The organism is Ruegeria sp. YTSB088 (assembly GCF_059609825.1).
The window spans coordinates 104,745-121,445 of the sequence record NZ_JBXWMM010000012.1; the positions used below are offsets into that span (position 1 = coordinate 104,745).

A 16,701-nucleotide genomic window follows, 5' to 3' on the forward strand; every position below is an offset into this window, starting at 1 on the left:
GGCCGCTGTTTTCTTTTGTAGAATCAGCTATTTCGTGTCGGGTAAGAATGTACCGGAATGCATGATGATATCGAAGTGATGCATTCCCTGTTCCAGGGCAAAGCTGACCGAATGCCCGGCCTTGCGCAGTCGTTCCGCATAGTCGCGGCTTTGACGAATGAATTCGCTCGTGTCCCGTTCCCCCACTGACACATGATAGCGGGGGCCTGGTGGGGGCAGGTTGCGGATCGGAGACAGATCGTTCACCTCGACCGGGGTCAGGTGCAGCGGGTCATTCACAGACGTCATACTGATGGGTTCCAGATCGTAAACGCCGCTGATCAGAAGCACGTCACGCACGCGCAGCCCGGCGCGGGCCAATGCGCCGGCCGAGGTTGCCATGACCATGCTTGCCAGATGGGCACCGGCACTGTGCCCTGACAAGGTGATCCGTGTCGGATCGAATCCCAATGCCTCGGCCTTTGATGCAAGCCACAGAAGCGCGTCGCGGCATTCGTTGACCATTTGATCCAGCCGCGCATCCGGGGCGAGCGTGTAATTCAAGGTTGCGAAAGATTGTTCAGCTTCGATCAGCGCCGGGGCCATCATGGCCGATTCGCGCTGGCTGAGGTCCTGCCAATAGCCTCCGTGAATAAAGACATGCAACGCTGCGCCAGCCCCTTGCGCGGGAAAGAAATCCAGCACATGGGTCTGGCTGTCGCCATAAGTCAGGTTTTCTTGAACGGGGAGCTTGGTACGGGCCTGCGCACTGAGCGCTTGATAACTGGCAAGATAGGGGGCCAGGTCACCACCGATCATCGAACTGGGAGAGTACTCCCGCTCCAGTTCGGCTTGTGAAAATCCACGATACAGCATGCCTCAGCCCTGTCCGCTGTACATCAGTTCCGTCCGCACATCGTAGAGGTCATGGAAGAACCGCAACTCAAGCGCTTTTCGCAAGAAAGCCACGCCGCTGGAACCTCCGGTACCGGGTTGCATTCCGATCACACGTTCAACTGCGGTGGCGTGGTCAAAGCGCCAGCGTTGAAACAGGCTTTCCACATCCATGAGTTTTTCGGCCAGCGCATACAGATCCCAATACTTGTTCGTGTTGCGGAACACTTCGACCCAGATTCGAACCACTCGCGAATCGCCGGAATATGGTTCGGAGTAGTCCCGCTCGACCAAATCACTTGGAACGTCGAACCCCTGTCGGGCCAGCATGTGCAACACTTCGTCATACAGGGACGGTTTGGTCAGGGCGGCGTTCAGCATCTCCATCACCTCAGGGTCATGCTCGTGCACTTTCAGGGTCGAGGCATCCTTGTTGCCCAGAATGAACTCGATCTGCCTGTACCCATAGCTTTGAAACCCGGAAGAATTGCCGAGGGCCTGCCGAAACGTCATATAGTCGGCCGGCGTCATGGTCAGTAGGGTTTCCCAGGCCGCAATCAATTGCCGTTGAATGGCCTTTATGCGGTCGAGGTTCTTCATGGCGGGTCCGAATTCATCTTCTTGCAGGAACCGGCGGACCTCGACCAGTTGGTGATGCATCAGTTTCAGCCACAGCTCACTAACCTGATGAATGATGATGAACAGCATCTCGTCAGGTTGTGCGGGGTCCTGAAAGGTCTTTTGCAGGTTCAGCAGCGTCTTCAGTTGCAGGAAGTCGCCATAGCTTTTGCGGTGCGTTTCAGCGAAATCAGTGACCAGGGTGTCTTCTACCCCCCGCTGCAACAGACGATCGTCTTTGTCCTCGCCCATCTCATGCCTCCCTTGTGCAAGTTCTGCACCTGTCTAGGGGCTGAGGTTGCAACTTTCCAGCGCGTTAGGTCCAGTCCAGAACAACCTTGCCGGACAGGCCTGATTTCATCGCGGAAAACCCTTTGGCGAATTCATCAACCGCAAAGCGGTGCGTGATCACGCGGGACACATCCAGACCGTTTTGCAGCATGGCGATCATCTTGTACCACGTCTCGAACATCTCACGCCCATAGACGCCCTTGATCGTGATCGCCTTGAAGACGATGCGCGACCAGTCGACCGGAGATTTGCCCGGTGGAATCCCCAGCAGTGCGATTTTTCCACCCATCACCAACGCTTCGACCATCTGGTCAAGGGCGGCTTGCGAGCCGGACATTTCAAGCCCGACATCGAACCCCTCTTTCATCCCAAGCTTGGCTATGACGTCCTGCAAATCCTCGGTGGATACATCGACGGTACGCACCGAAGGAACCACATGTTCCGCCAGTTTCAATCGGTCAGCGTTGATGTCGGTGATGACCACGTTGCGCGCACCCGCGTGACGAGCAACGGCAGCGGCCATGATGCCGATGGGGCCTGCACCCGTGATCAGAACATCCTCGCCCAGCAAATCAAAGCTGAGGGCAGTATGCACCGCGTTGCCCAGCGGATCGAGGATGGCTCCGATCTCATCCGGTATGTCGTCGGGCAAGGGAACCACGTTGAAAGCAGGCAGTTTCAGATACTCGGCAAATGCGCCCTGTTCGTTCACTCCAATGCCCCGAGTGCCCGGATCCAGATGAAACTTTCCCGCGCGGCTCTGGCGGCTGTCGGTGGTGATCAGATGGCCTTCGCCCGAGCACCGCTGGCCGATTTCAAGCCCTGTCACGTTGCGCCCGATCTCTACGATCTCTCCGGCAAACTCATGGCCAGTGATCATCGGAACTGGCACGGTGTGAGAGGCCCATTCGTCCCAGTTCCAGATATGGATGTCGGTGCCGCAGATGCCCGTCTTGTGGATACGGATCAGCACCTCATCCGGGCCGATTTCGGGGATCGGGGCCTGCACCATCCACAGCCCCTCTTCGGGATTGGACTTTTCCAGTGCTTTCATTGTGTTGGGTCGCATGCACTTACTCCCACAAATCGGTCGACAGGTATTTCAAGCCGCTGTCACACGTGACGATTGCGACACAGCCGCCTTCCTCGGGACCGCGAAGCAGTTCAATTGCCGCAGCAAGGTTCGCGCCTGCCGAGTAGCCGGCGAATATCCCCTCGGTCCGGGCCAGAAGCCGGGCACAATCCCGCGCGGCCTTTCCCGAAACAGCAAGGTGTCCGGCCAATTGGGTGTCCTTCAGATGCACCAGATCACCCATGGCGTAACCACCGCCCTGAATGGGGTGATCCGGGATCGAAACTGGTTCACCGGCCAATGCGCGTGCGCCTTCGGGTTCTATGGCATAACACCGTACGCCGTGCCGGTTCAGATACTCTGCCGCGCCAGCCAGTGTTCCACCGGATCCTGCAAAGTCGCAGAATGCCGTGACGGTGCCTTCGGATTGCGCCCATATCTCTGGTCCGGTCCCGGTTTCGTGGGCTTTGGGATTTCCCGAATGACCAAATTGATCCGCACGAAATGCGTCACGTTCAGCTGTGATGCGTTTTGCCTCGACATCGACCAGTTCAAGATCGGCGCCCGAGACTTCGCCGGGTTTGCTGCCCGGGGCCTGGGGCACGATGACAACTTCGGCCCCCAGGGCCCGCATCATACGTGCGCGTTCGACCGAGTTTCCGGCGCTCATGACCGCCACGAAAGGATGGCCCAGAATACCGCAAACAATGGCCAGCCCGGTGCCCATATTGCCCGAGGTCAGTTCGACCACCGTTTGCCCCGGTGACAAAGTACCGTCTGCGCGCGCCGTTTGGATGATGGACTTTGCCGCGCGGTCCTTTTTTGAAAATCCCGGCAGCAAGTAGTCAAGCTTGGCGATGATACGCCCGTTCAGCTTTTGCTGGGCACACACGCGCGACAGTTCAACCATGGGGGTGTCGTCGATCACATCAATGACCGATGGAAGGATCATTCGATGACCCCCAGTTCTTTGCCGACCTTGCCAAATGCGGACAGGGCGCGGTCCAGTTCATCCTTGGTCAGAGCCGCATTCATCTGCGTTCTGATCCGCGCTTGCCCGCGTGGGACGACCGGAAAGAAGAAACCCGAAACATAGACGCCTTCGTCGAACAGCCGTGAGGCCATGTCTTGAGCCAGCGTCGCCTCACCCAGCATCACCGGGATGATCGGGTGTTCCCCGGGCAGCAGGTCAAAACCAAGCTTTTCCAAGCCAGCGCGCCAGTACTTGGCGTTGCCGAACAGTTGCGCGCGCAGCATGTCGCCTTCTTCGACCAGACGGATCGCCTCCAATCCGGCAGCGACGATGGAGGGCGGCAGCGAGTTTGAGAACAGATAAGGCCGCGCCCGCTGCCGCAGCAGGTCGATCACTGGCTGCGGCCCGGCGATATAGCCGCCGATTGCCCCCCCCAGTGCCTTGCCCAAGGTTCCCGTCAGAATATCCACATCGACGCCGAAATGATCCGGTGTGCCGGCCCCGTTCGGCCCCATGAAGCCGGTCGCATGGCAATCGTCCACCATGACAATCGCATCGTATTTATCGGCCAGTTCCCGGATTCTCGGCAGGTTGGCCAGATAGCCGTCCATCGAGAACACGCCATCGGTGGCGATCATGATATGCCGCGCCCCGTCCTCACGCGCCTGTTTCAGCCAGGCTTCGAGGTCATTCATGTCGTTGTTCAGATAGCGATAGCGTTTGGCCTTGCACAGCCGCACGCCGTCGATGATCGAGGCGTGGTTCAGGCTGTCCGAAATGATGGCGTCTTCCGGTCCCAGAAGGGGTTCAAACAACCCGCCATTGGCGTCGAAACAGGCGGCAAAAAGGATGGAGTCGTCCTTGTTCAGGAAATTGGCAAGACGTTGTTCCAGTTCGCGGTGAATGTCTTGCGTACCACAGATGAACCGAACCGACGCCATGCCGAACCCTTTGGGCCCCATCGCTTGTGTCGCGGCCTCGATCAGCGCCGGGTGATCCGCCAGACCCAGATAGTTGTTGGCACAGAGGTTGATCACCTGCTTGCCGCCCACAGTGATCTCACCGCCCTGAGGCGAGGTGATCATTCGTTCGCGTTTGTAAAGACCCTCAGATTCGATCTGCGCAAGTGTGTCCGTGATATGGGACAGGAATGCATCTGCCATTGCGACCTCCGTTCATCTGAGTCGCACATCTAACATAGCGGATGAAATTCCCAAATAGGGGAAATTCAATATGAAGGAAAAATATCCGTGAAGGCGGAATTTTGCGGATGTCAGGCGTTCTTTACGATCAGGAATACCCGGGCCGGTCCTATGGCACAGATGGAATGCGCAATGTCGGCGGCATATCGGGCCGTGTCCCCCTGGTTCAACTCGGTCACTGCATTGCCTGAAGTGACTTTGACCGCGCCTTCCAGCACGGTGAGCTGTTCACGGGCACTGCGGGCGTGGGGTTGGCTGTTCAGGGCCCCGTCCTCGTCGAATTCGATATCATAGACTTCATGACCTCCGGCCTCTTCTGGCGGTGACAGGATGCGAATTCGGCAGTTCTGCCCCATATTGTCGATGCTGGGCACTTCGGGGTTTCTGAGCACCTCGATCTGGTCAGTGGCCTTTGTGCCCTCCAAGAGACCGGCGAAATCCACCTGCAACGCTCGCGTCAGGTTCCACAAGGTCGAGATCGTAGGGCTGCTTTCTCCGCGTTCGATCTGACTGACCATGGACCGGGACACGCCGCTGAGATTGGCGACCGCTTCCAGGGAAAGGCCCTTGGCCCGACGCGCCTCTTTCAAGCGGGCGGGCAGGAGGTTCAGGATATCGTCTGTGTCTTCCGTCATGACGGAATCCATGCGTGCTGCGCAATGCAATGTCAATTGCCGCCGTGACGGGACGTCTGGGGCGACAGTACCATTCTGCGCATGCATAATGCAGCGAAATTCAGGAGGAGTAACTCATGAGCGATATTGTTATTCTCGACGGTGCCCGCACCGCAATTGGCACCTTTGGTGGTGCGCTGGCTTCAACCGCGCCGATAGATCTGGCCACTGTCGCGACCGAAGCGGCGCTTGAGCGCTCGGGGGTTGCGGGGGCGCAAATCGGGCATGTGGTGTTCGGTCACGTGATCAATACTGAACCGCGTGACATGTATCTGTCGCGCGTCGCCGCGATGCAGGCGGGCATTCCCAACGGCACACCGGCCATGAACGTGAACCGCCTGTGCGGATCCGGCGCGCAGGCGATTGTGTCAGCCGTGCAGTCACTGATGCTGGGCGATGCTGACTTCGCGGTAGCGGGCGGAGCAGAGAGCATGTCACGAAGCCCCTATATCGTTCCGCAGGCGCGCTGGGGCGCGAAGATGGGCGACGTTACCTCGCTGGACATGATGCTGGGCGCGCTGAACTGCCCCTTTGGCACCGGACATATGGGGGTGACGGCGGAAAACGTGGCGGATGAGCATCAGATCAGCCGCGATCAGATGGATGCGTTCGCCATGGCCAGCCAGACACGAGCGGCTGCGGCGATCGAGGCTGGATACTTCGAAAGTCAGATCACACCGATACAGGTCAAGGTCAAACGGGACATGGTCGACTTTAAAGTCGACGAGCATCCAAAGGCGACGACCGCTGAAGCGCTGGCGGGGCTGCGCCCGGTGTTCAAAAAGGATGGGCGTGTGACGGCCGGCAATGCCTCTGGCATCAATGACGGTGCGGCGGCGATGGTGCTGGCGACAGCGGATGCGGCCGAAAAGGCTGGGTTGAAACCGAAGGCGCGTGTCATTGGGTATGCGCATGCAGGAGTGCGGCCGGAAGTCATGGGCATTGGCCCTGTTCCGGCAGTGCAAAACCTGTTGAAGAAGACGGGCTTGTCAGCAGAAGACTTCGACGTGATTGAAAGCAATGAAGCCTTCGCCGCGCAGGCTCTGGCCGTGAATCAGGAACTTGGATTGGACGCGAACAAGGTGAACCCCAACGGCGGTGCGATTGCGTTGGGTCATCCGGTGGGTGCCACGGGTGCGATCATCACGCTAAAAGCGCTGTATGAGTTGGAACGTACCGGAGGGTCCAAAGGGCTGGTCACGATGTGCATCGGGGGCGGTCAGGGGATTGCCATCGCCATCGAACGGCTTTGATCCGCAAGTGGCCCGGGGGGGCTGTCTGCCCCCCATCGCGCAAGGCGCGATTCCCCCCGAGGATATTTTTGGCCAGATGAAGCAGGCGGGTTGGTTTTAGTTGAGCGCGCTGATCAGTAAGACCAGCGCTGCACCTGCCGCGGCTCCGATCGTGGCAGGCAGAACAATGGACCACAGGTTGGGCGTCTGCGGTTCGTCTTTCTGGGTTTGCGCGATCAGTGCGTTTTCGACCAGGGCCGGCAGACGTGGGCCGAAGCGGGCCAGAACCATCGCGGTTTTTCCCAAATCCCGCAGGGCCGCCCGGGGGCCGATGGATTGTTTGATGTAGTCTTCGACTACGGGGCGCGCAACTTCCCAGATGTTCATATGTGGATCGAGTGAGCGCGCGACGCCTTCGACGACAACCATGGTGCGTTGAAGCAGAATCAACTCGGTTCGTGTTTCCATCCCGAACCGTTCGGTTACTTCGAACAGATAGCTCAGCAACCGCCCCATGGAAATATGCGTGGCATCCATGCCGAAGATCGGCTCGCCCACGGCCCGCAGAGCGCGGGCGAACTCGTCCACGTCCTGATTGGCGGGAACATAGCCGGCTTCGAAATGCACCTCGGCTACGCGTTTGTAGTCACGGCGGATGAAGCCAAACAGGATTTCGGCATAGACCCGGCGTGTGTATTCATCGATATGACCCATGATGCCGTAGTCATAGGCTATGATATCTCCGTTCGCGGCCACCTTCAGGTTGCCCTGGTGCATGTCGGCGTGAAAAAAGCCGTCGCGCAGAGCATGGAGAAGGAACAGGCGCAGGACACGCTCGGCCAGATCATTGCGGTTATGACCTGCGGCATCCAGAGCATCATTGTCACCGAGCGCGACCCCGTCCGCCCAGCTGAGCGTCATGACGCGGCGCGCGGACAGCGACCACACAACGGGCGGCAGCCAGAAGCCGGCGTCGTCCTTGGTGTTGGCGGCATATTCCGAGGCGGCGGCGCTTTCCAGGCGCAGGTCCAGTTCGCCGCGCACCACGCCGTCGAAATGCTCGATAACTTCCATCGGGCGCAGACGGCGTGCGCCAGGCGCAAACAAATCGACGATGCGGGCAGCGAAATAGAACGCATCCACATCCTTGCGGAAGGCGCGTTCGATATTGGGACGCAGGACCTTGACCGCCACGTCTTCTCCGGTGCTGGTCAGCTTGGCCTTGTGGACCTGAGCGATCGAGGCGGCAGCGATGGGTTCGCTGAAATCGCTGAACATCTCTGAGATCGGTTGGCCCAGCTCTTTCTCGACCTCGGCCATGGCCTCGGCTTTGGAGAAAGGGGGTAGCTTGTCTTGCAGGACGCGCAGTTGCTCGGCCAGCTCATTTCCAACGACGTCGGGGCGGGTCGAAAGAACTTGCCCGAATTTAATATAGGCAGGACCCAGCGCGGTCAGTGCGCGCGTGGCGGGCGGCATGTCGGGGTCGCCTTTATAACCAAGCCACTGAAAGGGTTTGCCTAAAGTGTGAGCCAGAATGCGAACTGCACGCGGCGCTTCGAACGCATCCAGCACCACATTCATGGCACCCGTGCGCTCTAACGTGGCGCCTGTACGGATCAGGCGAATGATATTGTGGGGGCCGCGCATCTAGATTTTCCAGCCGGAGTGCAGCGCGGCGATACCCATGCTCAGGTTGCGGTATTTGGCGTTCTCGAAGCCTGCAGTGCGAACCATGTTCAGGAACGTCTCCTGATCGGGAAAATTTCGGATCGATTCGACCAGATACTGATAGCTGTCATAGTCATTGGCGATCAGTTTCCCCATGCGCGGGATGACGTTGAAGCTGTAGAGGTCATAGAGTTTCTGCAGCCCGTCATTGGGCAGCTGGCTGAATTCCAGAACCATCAGGCGGCCACCGGATTTCAGCACACGGTAAGCCTCGTTCAGGGCTTCTTGCGGGCGGGTGACGTTCCGAATGCCGAACGAGATCGTGTAGACGTCAAAGGTGTTGTCCTCGAAGGGCAGGGCCATGGCGTCGCCCACGACCCAGTTCAGGCTGTCCGACATCCGATCAGCCTCGGCGCGCTGTCGGCCTTCAATGAGCATCGGTTCGGTCAGGTCCAGCACGGTGGCGTGGCCATGACCCGCGCGCTTGAGGAACCGGAATGAGATGTCTCCGGTGCCGCCCGCCACATCCAGCAGGCGTTGACCGGGGCGCGGGGCCAGCCAATCCATCATCGCGTCTTTCCAGACCCGGTGGATGCCCATCGACATGACATCGTTCATCACGTCATATTTCGAGGCAACTGAGTTGAAAACGCCCTGCACGCGCCCGGCCTTTTCGGCCTCGGGGACGGTTTCGAAACCGAAATGAGTGGTCTTGTCGCTGTTGTCGGACATTTGCCTTGCCGTTTGTCGAATTTCGCCTCTGTTATAGGGCCAAGAGAGGCGGGCACAATGCGGCCCTTTGAATTAGGAGCCCTGTAATGCCCGAATTACCTGAGGTCGAGACAGTAAGACGCGGCCTGAGTCCTGCGATGGAAGGGGTCGTGATCGAACGGGCTGATGTGAATCGCCCCGATCTGCGCTGGCCGTTCCCCGAACGTATGGCCGAACGGTTGACCGGGCAGCGGGTGGAGCGGCTGCGGCGGCGGTCGAAATACATCCTGGCGGATCTCAGCAGCGGTGAGACGTTGCTGATCCACCTGGGTATGTCGGGGCGGATGACGGTTTCGGGCGACCCGGTGGGGCAGTTCGTCCAAGACCATCCCGCCGTGCAAAAACATGACCATGTGGTCTTTCATATGGCCAATGGCGCGCGCATCACCTTCAACGATCCGCGCCGGTTTGGCGCGATGGACCTGTTGCAAACCGCCAACGCCGAAGATCACAAGCTGCTATCGGTTCTGGGGCCTGAAGCCTTGGGCAACGATTTTCACGACCAACACCTGATCGATGCGTTCAAAGGCAAGAACACTCCTGTCAAATCCGCCCTGCTGGATCAGGGAATCATTGCCGGTCTGGGCAATATCTATGTTTGTGAAGCTCTTTATCGCGGCCGAGTGTCGCCACGTCGCAAAGCCGGACAGATTTCTGCATCCCGCGTGGCGGCGCTTGTTCCGATCATCCGGCAGGTGTTGCATGACGCCATAGAAGCCGGTGGGTCATCGCTGCGGGATTTCCGCCAAGCCGATGGAGAACTTGGATATTTTCAGCACAAGTTTGATGTCTATGGCCGCGAGGGCGAGGCCTGCCGGACCCAAGGGTGCGGAGCGCCGATCAAGAGAATCACCCAGTCCGGTCGCTCATCCTTCTATTGTGCGCAATGCCAAAGATAGCTTGATCCAAGTTTTTCGCGTGGTAAGGAATCGTACCTGAACGGAACAACCGGAAGCTTTCTCCTCATGGCTTTTGAGACGATCATCGTCGAAATCGAAGACCACGTCGCACTTATCAAACTCAACCGACCGGATGCGCTGAACGCGTTGAACATCCAGTTGCTGGGTGAGCTCTGCACCGCGCTGGAAGATGCGGACAGCAATGACAAAGTGCGCTGCATCGTTATCACCGGCTCGGACAAGGCCTTTGCCGCCGGCGCGGACATCAAGGAGATGTCCGAGATGAGTTTTGTCGACGTCTACAACATCAACCTTTTTGCCGACGCGAATGATCGTGTGACCGCGATTCGCAAGCCGATCATTGCGGCCGTCGCAGGCTATGCGCTGGGCGGCGGATGTGAACTTGCCATGCTGTGCGATTTCATAATCGCGGCGGACACCGCGAAGTTTGGCCAGCCCGAGATCAATCTGGGCGTCATTGCCGGTCTGGGTGGAAGTCAGCGTCTGACGCGGTTTGTGGGTAAATCCAAATCGATGGACATGAACCTGACGGGGCGTTTCATGGATGCGGACGAAGCTGAACGCGCAGGTCTCGTGAGCAGGGTAGTGCCGGCCAAGAAGCTCATCGAAGAAGCTGTGAGCGCAGCGCAGAAAATTGCCGAGAAGTCTCAGCTGACCGCGATGGCCGCGAAAGAAGCGGTGAACCGCAGCTACGAGCTTCCGCTAAGCGAAGGTATGCTGTTCGAGCGTCGTGTCTTCCATTCGATGTTCGCAACCGAAGATCAGAAAGAGGGTATGGCCGCGTTCCTCGAAAAGCGCACGGCGCAATTCCGCGACAAGTAACGCGCTGGACCTCTATGGCGGGTGGGCTTGAACCCGCCCCTTTTTTCCGGCCATGGTGTGAAGAATCAACTTGGCAATCCCCCCAAACTTGGGTAAAGAGCGCCGCTATACATGCGCGTGCGGCCCGCTTGGCCCGACTCACACTCGTGATTTCTGATCCGGTGCGGATATGTCCGTGGCGCGCAACCCTAGACAACCGTACCGAACAAAAGGTCAGAGACACATGGCTAATTCGCCTCAGGCAAAGAAACGCGCCCGTCAGAACGAAAAGCGTTTCGCAATCAATAAAGCACGTCGTTCGCGCATCCGCACCTATCTGCGGAAAGTCGAAGAAGCGATCGCATCCGGCGACAAGGACGCGGCGACCGCGGCCCTGCGTGCGGCTCAGCCCGAGCTGATGCGTGGCGTCACCAAAGGCGTCTTCCACAAAAACACTGCGGCCCGCAAAATGTCGCGTCTGTCCTCGCGAGTCAAAGCGCTGGGTTAAGCTTTCGTGTGACCCTGCGTCATGTCAGAAAAGCTGAACTATTCTGAAAGGCGTCGCACATTGCGACGCCTTTTTTCGTGTTGCCAGAAAACCGCGCCTTCACGAAACCGAGAGATTCTTTCGGCCAAAGACCCGAGTCAATATAAGAGTTTCGTTGCCGCGCCCCGCTTCGAATTGCTACCACTGATGTCAGCGATTCACTCGCTTGGGGGGACAGGCTGTTTACCCGATTGAACTGACGGGCATCAGAACGATCTGGGGACAATTGTCGACGACTGGCGCAAGCCAGGCTGCCGATCTGCCGTGGTTTCCGGGTTATGCCCGGTGATCTCGGCCCTGTCTAAAAATTGAGATTGCGACGTGCAACCCGATTATCGGGACGCTCTATTATTCTTGAGCGCCAGATTTGGGGTTTACCGAGCACTCCGGGACAGTCCCGTCAAACCAATTGGTTTGACGACAGGATTCCTATTGCGTGTGAATACAATACCGGGAAACCGGCTTCGTCTGAATAAGGCTGACAGGCCAATAAGAATGGGATGCGTGAGGCGCTTAATGACACAAGAGAAATGGGGACTACTGCGTAACAAATTGCTGAAGGCCATCGGTCGTAACAACTATACGACCTGGATCGAGCCTTTGGAATTTAAAGAGCTTCAGGATGGCGTGGCGGTTTTCTCCGTGCCGACCAATTTTATGGGCAATTACGTCAGCCAGAATTTTGCGGACCTCATTCTGTACGAACTGAATACCGCAGGTGAAACTGTGCGGCGTCTGGATTTCCGCGTGGCAGCAAACTCGCCGATGCGCCCGAAGCCTGCAGCCAATGCAGCACCTGAGGCACAGCCTGCACCTGTCACCGCGCCGAACCAGCACACAGCGCAGGACGCCTTGGAATCGCTACAGGCCGCACCGCTGGATTCTCGTTTTACCTTTGACAGTTTTGTAGTCGGCAAGCCCAATGAACTGGCCCATGCAGCCGCGCGTCGGGTATCCGAGGGCGGGCCGGTGACCTTCAATCCGCTGGTTTTGTACGGCGGTGTGGGCCTGGGTAAGACCCACCTGATGCACGCCATTGCATGGGAGTTGAAAACCAAACACCCGGAACTGAACGTTCTGTACCTGTCGGCGGAACAGTTCATGTACCGGTTCGTGCAGGCCCTGCGCGAGCGTCGGATGATGGACTTCAAACACCTGTTCCGTTCGGTTGACGTATTGATGGTTGACGACGTGCAGTTCATCGCTGGCAAGGATTCCACTCAGGAAGAGTTTTTCCATACATTCAACGCGCTGGTAGATCAGAACAAGCAGATCATCATCTCGGCCGATCGCGCCCCGGGTGAGATCAAGGATCTGGAAGATCGGGTAAAATCCCGTCTGCAATGTGGTCTGGTGGTCGACCTGCACCCGACCGATTATGAACTGCGCCTGGGCATTCTGCAAAACAAGGTGCAGCAATACAGCTCATCCTATCCTGACCTGGCTATTGCCGACGGTGTTCTGGAGTTCCTGGCCCATCGTATCTCGACCAATGTGCGCGTGCTCGAAGGCGCGTTGACCCGTCTGTTCGCGTTCGCGTCACTGGTTGGCCGCGAGATCGACATGGAACTGACCCAGGATTGTCTGGCGGATGTATTGCGTGCCTCCGAGCGCAAGATCACCGTCGAAGAGATTCAGCGGAAGGTGTCTGAATACTACAACATTCGCCTCTCCGACATCATCGGCCCAAAGCGCCTGCGTTCTTACGCGCGTCCGCGTCAGGTGGCTATGTATCTGTGCAAACAGTTGACCAGCCGGTCCCTGCCCGAGATTGGCCGCCGTTTTGGCGGGCGCGATCACACGACGGTCATGCACGGCGTCAAGCGCATTGAAGAGCTGAAGCTGACCGATGGTCAGATCGCTGAAGATGTGGAAATGCTGCGCCGGTCGCTAGAAGCCTGATCCGCGCCTGCAATGCAAGAAACCGCCCCGGATCCTCGGGCCCGGGGCGCTTCTTGTGCGCATTAATCCACGGTTGGATCAGAACTGATGCCTGTCGGGCACGCTGCCCTTGACGCTTGGGACATTCCGACCCAGAAATCCGTAAAAAATCCTTGTGCCTCAGGGTGGAACCGCTAACGTGCCAGTCCCGCCCATGTCGGTACGCAAGTCAGAGGAACTGAGGGTATGAAGATCAGCATCGAACGCGGCACCCTTCTTAAGGCCGTTTCACAGGCCCAATCCGTTGTGGAACGTCGCAATACCATTCCCATACTTGCCAATGTGCTGATCGAAGCTGAAGGCGATCAGGCGCTGTTTCGGGCGACCGATCTGGATATCGAAGTGGTCGACAAGGCCCCGGCACAGGTCGAAAAGGCAGGAGCCACGACAGTTGCGGCAACGACCCTGCATGAGATCGTGCGCAAACTGCCCGACGGTGCGTTGGTCACGCTGACCGCGGACAGTGCAGCAGGGCGTCTGACGGTTGAGGCCGGGCGGTCGAATTTCTCGCTGGCGACACTGCCGAAAGAGGATTTTCCGGTCATGGCGTCCTCGGAGTATCAATCGAATTTCACCGCATCTGCGGCCCTGCTGCGTCGGTTGTTCGACAAGTCGAAATTCGCAATTTCAACAGAAGAGACACGGTATTATCTGAACGGTGTCTACATGCACGTGTCCGACGGATCCGAAGGTGGTAAAGTGCTGCGCTGCGTGGCCACCGATGGTCACCGTCTCGCTCGGATCGATGCCGATCTGCCTGACGGTGCGACGGATATGCCAGGCGTTATTGTTCCCAGAAAAACCGTGGGCGAGCTTCGCAAGCTGCTGGATGACGATGAAATGGATATCGCCGTTTCGGTCAGTGAAACCAAGGTGCGCTTCGCCACGCCGGATATCACGCTGACCTCGAAGGTCATCGACGGCACTTTCCCCGACTATACGCGTGTTATTCCACAAGGGAACACCCGCAAGCTGGAAGTGGATGCTGCTGAATTTGCGCAGGCCGTGGACCGGGTGGCGACGGTGTCTTCCGAGCGCTCGCGTGCGGTAAAGCTACAATTGGATGGCGACAGACTGGTTCTGTCGGTGAACGCACCGGATAGTGGCGCGGCCGAGGAAGAACTGGCCGTCGCGTACGGTGACGAAAGGTTGGAGATTGGGTTCAACGCAAAATATCTCCTGGAGATTGCGTCTCAGGTGGATCGAGAGAATGCGGTGTTCATGTTCAATTCAGCTGGCGATCCGACCCTGATGCGCGAAGGTAATGATCAGAGCGCAGTTTATGTTGTCATGCCGATGCGCGTCTGATCGCGCGGACGCGCGACGCCTCCGGTGGAGGTATTCTTGAACAGAAGAAGGGAGGGGTCATGGCACTGGCCCTGACCGAGCTTACGGTCTCGCATTTTCGGTCTCACAAGCTGGTGCGGTTGTCTCTGGACGGGCGGCCAGTGGCCATTCACGGACCGAACGGGGCGGGCAAGACCAATATTCTGGAAGCGGTATCCTTGTTTTCGCCCGGTCGAGGAATGCGGAGGGCGAGTGCAGCCGAGATGACGCGACGGCCCGAGGTGCTGGGCTGGAAACTGTCCGGGCTGTTGCAGTCGCAGGGGCAGAATTTCGAAATCGAAACCTGGTCTGAGGGCGGTGCAGCACGGCAGGTAAGGATTGATGGAAAGACCGCCTCCCAGATTGATCTGGGCAAACTTGCGCGGGTGGTTTGGCTGGTCCCATCCATGGACCGACTTTGGATTGAAGGGGCAGAAGGCCGGCGCCGGTTTCTTGATCGCATTGCGCTCAGCTTTGATCCGTCTCACGCAGAGGCCGCGCTGACCTACGAAAAAGCGATGCGCGAACGTAACCGTTTGCTGAAAGAGCAGGTGCGTGACGCCCATTGGTATGCCGCGCTTGAGGGCCAGTTGGCCGTGATGGGGCATCGCATCCACGCAGCGCGATTGGCGGCGTTGAGCCATCTGCGGGTGGCGCAGGATCAGGCGGAAACGGCTTTCCCGTCTGCCGAGTTGGAATTGGTGCAGACCGACGGCGCGATGCCCGAAACGGTTGAGGATTTGCGCGAGGCTTTGAATGAAAGCCGGTTCAGAGATTTGGCAGCGGGCCGGACTTTGGTCGGGCCGCATCGGTCGGATCTCTACGGCGTTTTTGCTGCCAAGGGCGTTCCGGCCAAGGATTGCTCGACCGGTGAGCAGAAGGCACTGTTGGTTTCTCTGATCCTGTCGAACGCACGTGCATTGGCCGAAATGGTGGGCGCGCCACCGATTGTCTTGCTGGATGAGGTGGCCGCCCATCTGGATGCGGATCGGCGTTCAGCCCTGTATGACGAGATTTGTGCGCTGGGCGCTCAGGCCTGGATGACGGGCACCGGGCCTGAACTGTTTGTGGAGTTGGGTGGCCGGGCCCAGTCGTTGATCGTTACCGAAGGCGATGAGGGCTCGGTGGTCGCGACTTAGGCCGGTTCGTTGACTTTACGCTCCCACAGGAAGCCGCGCATGACTTCATCGACTGGCGTTTTGGCCATGTGGTTGACGTAGTTCGACATGGTTTTCTGTGCCAGACCCAGCACCACGTCCAGAACCGCACGGTGCGAGTAGCCGGCATCAAAGAACGCCTGAAGCTGTTCCTCGGTCGGGTTGCCGCGGGTTTCCATCACATGCAGGGTGAAGGTGCGCAGTGCTTCGAGCTTGGCGGAAGGCAGTGGAGTTTCATTGCGCAGTGCCTCGGAGATTTCGTCTGATACCTTCATCATCTTTGCGATGCCGGTGTGCGCGGGCACGCAATAATGGCATTCGTTCGCCACGTTGATAGTCTGCCAGACAACGGTCTTTTCATCGTTGTCGAAATCGGTCTGCAAGAACAGGCTGTGCAGAACTTGATAGCCTTCAAGGTGCTGGGGGCTTTCTGCCATCACCTTATGCAGGCCCGGCAAACGGCCAAAGGCGGCCTGAGACTTTTCCAGCAGAGGTTTGGATGCTTCGGGTGCGGATTCGAGGTCATGAGACGGGAAATTGGCCATGTCGGAACTCCTGTTTCTGGCGCGATGGGTGGTATTTAGGGTTTCTTGAGTGATCACTCAAGTATATATTTGAGCGAACGTTCAAGAATT

The 16,701-nt window shown here is 58.2% G+C and carries 16 protein-coding genes; 7 read left to right on the forward strand and 9 right to left on the reverse strand.

The window, feature by feature from the left end; genetic code table 11:
* Positions 1 to 27 precede the first annotated feature (27 nt).
* The 6 genes from AC2FFA_RS18070 to AC2FFA_RS18095 all read right to left on the reverse strand — a co-directional run bounded on the left by AC2FFA_RS18070 (position 28) and on the right by AC2FFA_RS18095 (position 5,664).
* A complete protein-coding gene (locus AC2FFA_RS18070) occupies positions 28 to 855 on the reverse strand; it encodes an alpha/beta hydrolase (RefSeq protein WP_496852628.1) in 828 nt (275 codons plus the stop codon).
* Between the two features lie 3 nt (positions 856 to 858).
* Entirely contained in the window at positions 859 to 1,743 is an 885-nt protein-coding gene (locus AC2FFA_RS18075; protein WP_496852629.1) for a tryptophan 2,3-dioxygenase, read from the reverse strand.
* Between the two features lie 64 nt (positions 1,744 to 1,807).
* A complete protein-coding gene (gene tdh / locus AC2FFA_RS18080) occupies positions 1,808 to 2,836 on the reverse strand; it encodes an L-threonine 3-dehydrogenase (protein WP_496719489.1) in 1,029 nt (342 codons plus the stop codon).
* Between the two features lie 19 nt (positions 2,837 to 2,855).
* Positions 2,856 to 3,806 (reverse strand): PLP-dependent cysteine synthase family protein, encoded by a 951-nt coding sequence (locus tag AC2FFA_RS18085; RefSeq protein WP_496852630.1) that lies wholly within the window; start codon positions 3,804 to 3,806, stop codon positions 2,856 to 2,858.
* Complete coding sequence (locus tag AC2FFA_RS18090) at positions 3,803 to 4,990, reverse strand: glycine C-acetyltransferase (RefSeq protein WP_496719429.1); 1,188 nt, start codon at positions 4,988 to 4,990, stop codon at positions 3,803 to 3,805. Before AC2FFA_RS18090 ends, AC2FFA_RS18085 begins: the two co-directional genes overlap by 4 nt.
* Positions 4,991 to 5,100: 110 nt before the next feature.
* The gene (locus tag AC2FFA_RS18095; RefSeq protein WP_496852631.1) at positions 5,101 to 5,664 is read right to left on the reverse strand and encodes a helix-turn-helix domain-containing protein; all 564 of its coding nucleotides are present in this window, start codon (positions 5,662 to 5,664) and stop codon (positions 5,101 to 5,103) included.
* A 116-nt stretch (positions 5,665 to 5,780) separates the two neighbouring features.
* Here AC2FFA_RS18095 and AC2FFA_RS18100 point away from each other — a divergent pair, with 116 nt between their 5' ends.
* On the forward strand, positions 5,781 to 6,956 hold the full coding sequence (locus AC2FFA_RS18100; RefSeq protein WP_496719428.1) for an acetyl-CoA C-acyltransferase family protein: 1,176 nt from the start codon (positions 5,781 to 5,783) through the stop codon (positions 6,954 to 6,956).
* A 96-nt stretch (positions 6,957 to 7,052) separates the two neighbouring features.
* Here AC2FFA_RS18100 and ubiB read toward each other — a convergent pair whose 3' ends face one another.
* Together ubiB and ubiE are read right to left on the reverse strand one after the other, a co-directional pair.
* Positions 7,053 to 8,582, reverse strand: coding sequence for a 2-polyprenylphenol 6-hydroxylase (ubiB, locus tag AC2FFA_RS18105; protein WP_496852632.1), 1,530 nt, complete (start codon positions 8,580 to 8,582; stop codon positions 7,053 to 7,055).
* Positions 8,583 to 9,335, reverse strand: a complete 753-nt coding sequence (gene ubiE, locus AC2FFA_RS18110; RefSeq protein WP_496852633.1) for a bifunctional demethylmenaquinone methyltransferase/2-methoxy-6-polyprenyl-1,4-benzoquinol methylase UbiE — start codon at positions 9,333 to 9,335, stop codon at positions 8,583 to 8,585.
* Between the two features lie 86 nt (positions 9,336 to 9,421).
* Between ubiE and mutM the strand changes: the two genes are divergently transcribed.
* The 6 genes from mutM (at position 9,422) to recF (ending at position 16,048) form a co-directional block, all read left to right on the forward strand.
* A complete protein-coding gene (gene mutM, locus AC2FFA_RS18115) occupies positions 9,422 to 10,273 on the forward strand; it encodes a bifunctional DNA-formamidopyrimidine glycosylase/DNA-(apurinic or apyrimidinic site) lyase (RefSeq protein WP_496852634.1) in 852 nt (283 codons plus the stop codon).
* Between the two features lie 66 nt (positions 10,274 to 10,339).
* Positions 10,340 to 11,116 carry an acryloyl-CoA hydratase gene (gene acuK / locus AC2FFA_RS18120; RefSeq protein ID WP_496852635.1) on the forward strand — a complete coding sequence of 259 codons (777 nt, stop codon included), beginning with the start codon at positions 10,340 to 10,342 and terminating at the stop codon, positions 11,114 to 11,116.
* A gap of 223 nt (positions 11,117 to 11,339) precedes the next feature.
* Positions 11,340 to 11,603, forward strand: coding sequence for a 30S ribosomal protein S20 (gene rpsT / locus AC2FFA_RS18125; RefSeq protein ID WP_152459792.1), 264 nt, complete (start codon positions 11,340 to 11,342; stop codon positions 11,601 to 11,603).
* Between the two features lie 555 nt (positions 11,604 to 12,158).
* Positions 12,159 to 13,544 carry a chromosomal replication initiator protein DnaA gene (gene dnaA / locus AC2FFA_RS18130; RefSeq protein ID WP_496852636.1) on the forward strand — a complete coding sequence of 462 codons (1,386 nt, stop codon included), beginning with the start codon at positions 12,159 to 12,161 and terminating at the stop codon, positions 13,542 to 13,544.
* 225 nt (positions 13,545 to 13,769) lie between these two features.
* Positions 13,770 to 14,891, forward strand: a complete 1,122-nt coding sequence (gene dnaN, locus AC2FFA_RS18135) for a DNA polymerase III subunit beta (RefSeq protein WP_117870911.1) — start codon at positions 13,770 to 13,772, stop codon at positions 14,889 to 14,891.
* A gap of 59 nt (positions 14,892 to 14,950) precedes the next feature.
* Positions 14,951 to 16,048 (forward strand): DNA replication/repair protein RecF, encoded by a 1,098-nt coding sequence (gene recF / locus AC2FFA_RS18140; RefSeq protein ID WP_496852637.1) that lies wholly within the window; start codon positions 14,951 to 14,953, stop codon positions 16,046 to 16,048.
* Here recF and AC2FFA_RS18145 read toward each other — a convergent pair.
* On the reverse strand, positions 16,045 to 16,611 hold the full coding sequence (locus tag AC2FFA_RS18145; protein WP_496675131.1) for a carboxymuconolactone decarboxylase family protein: 567 nt from the start codon (positions 16,609 to 16,611) through the stop codon (positions 16,045 to 16,047). The genes recF and AC2FFA_RS18145 overlap by 4 nt on opposite strands.
* Positions 16,612 to 16,701: the final 90 nt, after the last annotated feature.

What these genes read in the sequence shown, in the direction of transcription:
- AC2FFA_RS18090 (WP_496719429.1), bottom strand. Translation starts at nt 4,990, where the DNA reads ATGGCAGATGCATTCCTGTCCCATATCACGGACACACTTGCGCAGATC.
- AC2FFA_RS18095 (WP_496852631.1), bottom strand. Translation starts at nt 5,664, where the DNA reads ATGACGGAAGACACAGACGATATCCTGAACCTCCTGCCCGCCCGCTTG.
- AC2FFA_RS18075 (WP_496852629.1), bottom strand. Translation starts at nt 1,743, where the DNA reads ATGGGCGAGGACAAAGACGATCGTCTGTTGCAGCGGGGGGTAGAAGAC.
- AC2FFA_RS18085 (WP_496852630.1), bottom strand. Translation starts at nt 3,806, where the DNA reads ATGATCCTTCCATCGGTCATTGATGTGATCGACGACACCCCCATGGTT.
- AC2FFA_RS18070 (WP_496852628.1), bottom strand. Translation starts at nt 855, where the DNA reads ATGCTGTATCGTGGATTTTCACAAGCCGAACTGGAGCGGGAGTACTCT.
- AC2FFA_RS18100 (WP_496719428.1), top strand. Translation starts at nt 5,781, where the DNA reads ATGAGCGATATTGTTATTCTCGACGGTGCCCGCACCGCAATTGGCACC.
- ubiE (WP_496852633.1), bottom strand. Translation starts at nt 9,335, where the DNA reads ATGTCCGACAACAGCGACAAGACCACTCATTTCGGTTTCGAAACCGTC.
- dnaN (WP_117870911.1), top strand. Translation starts at nt 13,770, where the DNA reads ATGAAGATCAGCATCGAACGCGGCACCCTTCTTAAGGCCGTTTCACAG.
- ubiB (WP_496852632.1), bottom strand. Translation starts at nt 8,582, where the DNA reads ATGCGCGGCCCCCACAATATCATTCGCCTGATCCGTACAGGCGCCACG.
- rpsT (WP_152459792.1), top strand. Translation starts at nt 11,340, where the DNA reads ATGGCTAATTCGCCTCAGGCAAAGAAACGCGCCCGTCAGAACGAAAAG.
- mutM (WP_496852634.1), top strand. Translation starts at nt 9,422, where the DNA reads ATGCCCGAATTACCTGAGGTCGAGACAGTAAGACGCGGCCTGAGTCCT.
- acuK (WP_496852635.1), top strand. Translation starts at nt 10,340, where the DNA reads ATGGCTTTTGAGACGATCATCGTCGAAATCGAAGACCACGTCGCACTT.
- tdh (WP_496719489.1), bottom strand. Translation starts at nt 2,836, where the DNA reads ATGAAAGCACTGGAAAAGTCCAATCCCGAAGAGGGGCTGTGGATGGTG.
- AC2FFA_RS18145 (WP_496675131.1), bottom strand. Translation starts at nt 16,611, where the DNA reads ATGGCCAATTTCCCGTCTCATGACCTCGAATCCGCACCCGAAGCATCC.
- recF (WP_496852637.1), top strand. Translation starts at nt 14,951, where the DNA reads ATGGCACTGGCCCTGACCGAGCTTACGGTCTCGCATTTTCGGTCTCAC.
- dnaA (WP_496852636.1), top strand. Translation starts at nt 12,159, where the DNA reads ATGACACAAGAGAAATGGGGACTACTGCGTAACAAATTGCTGAAGGCC.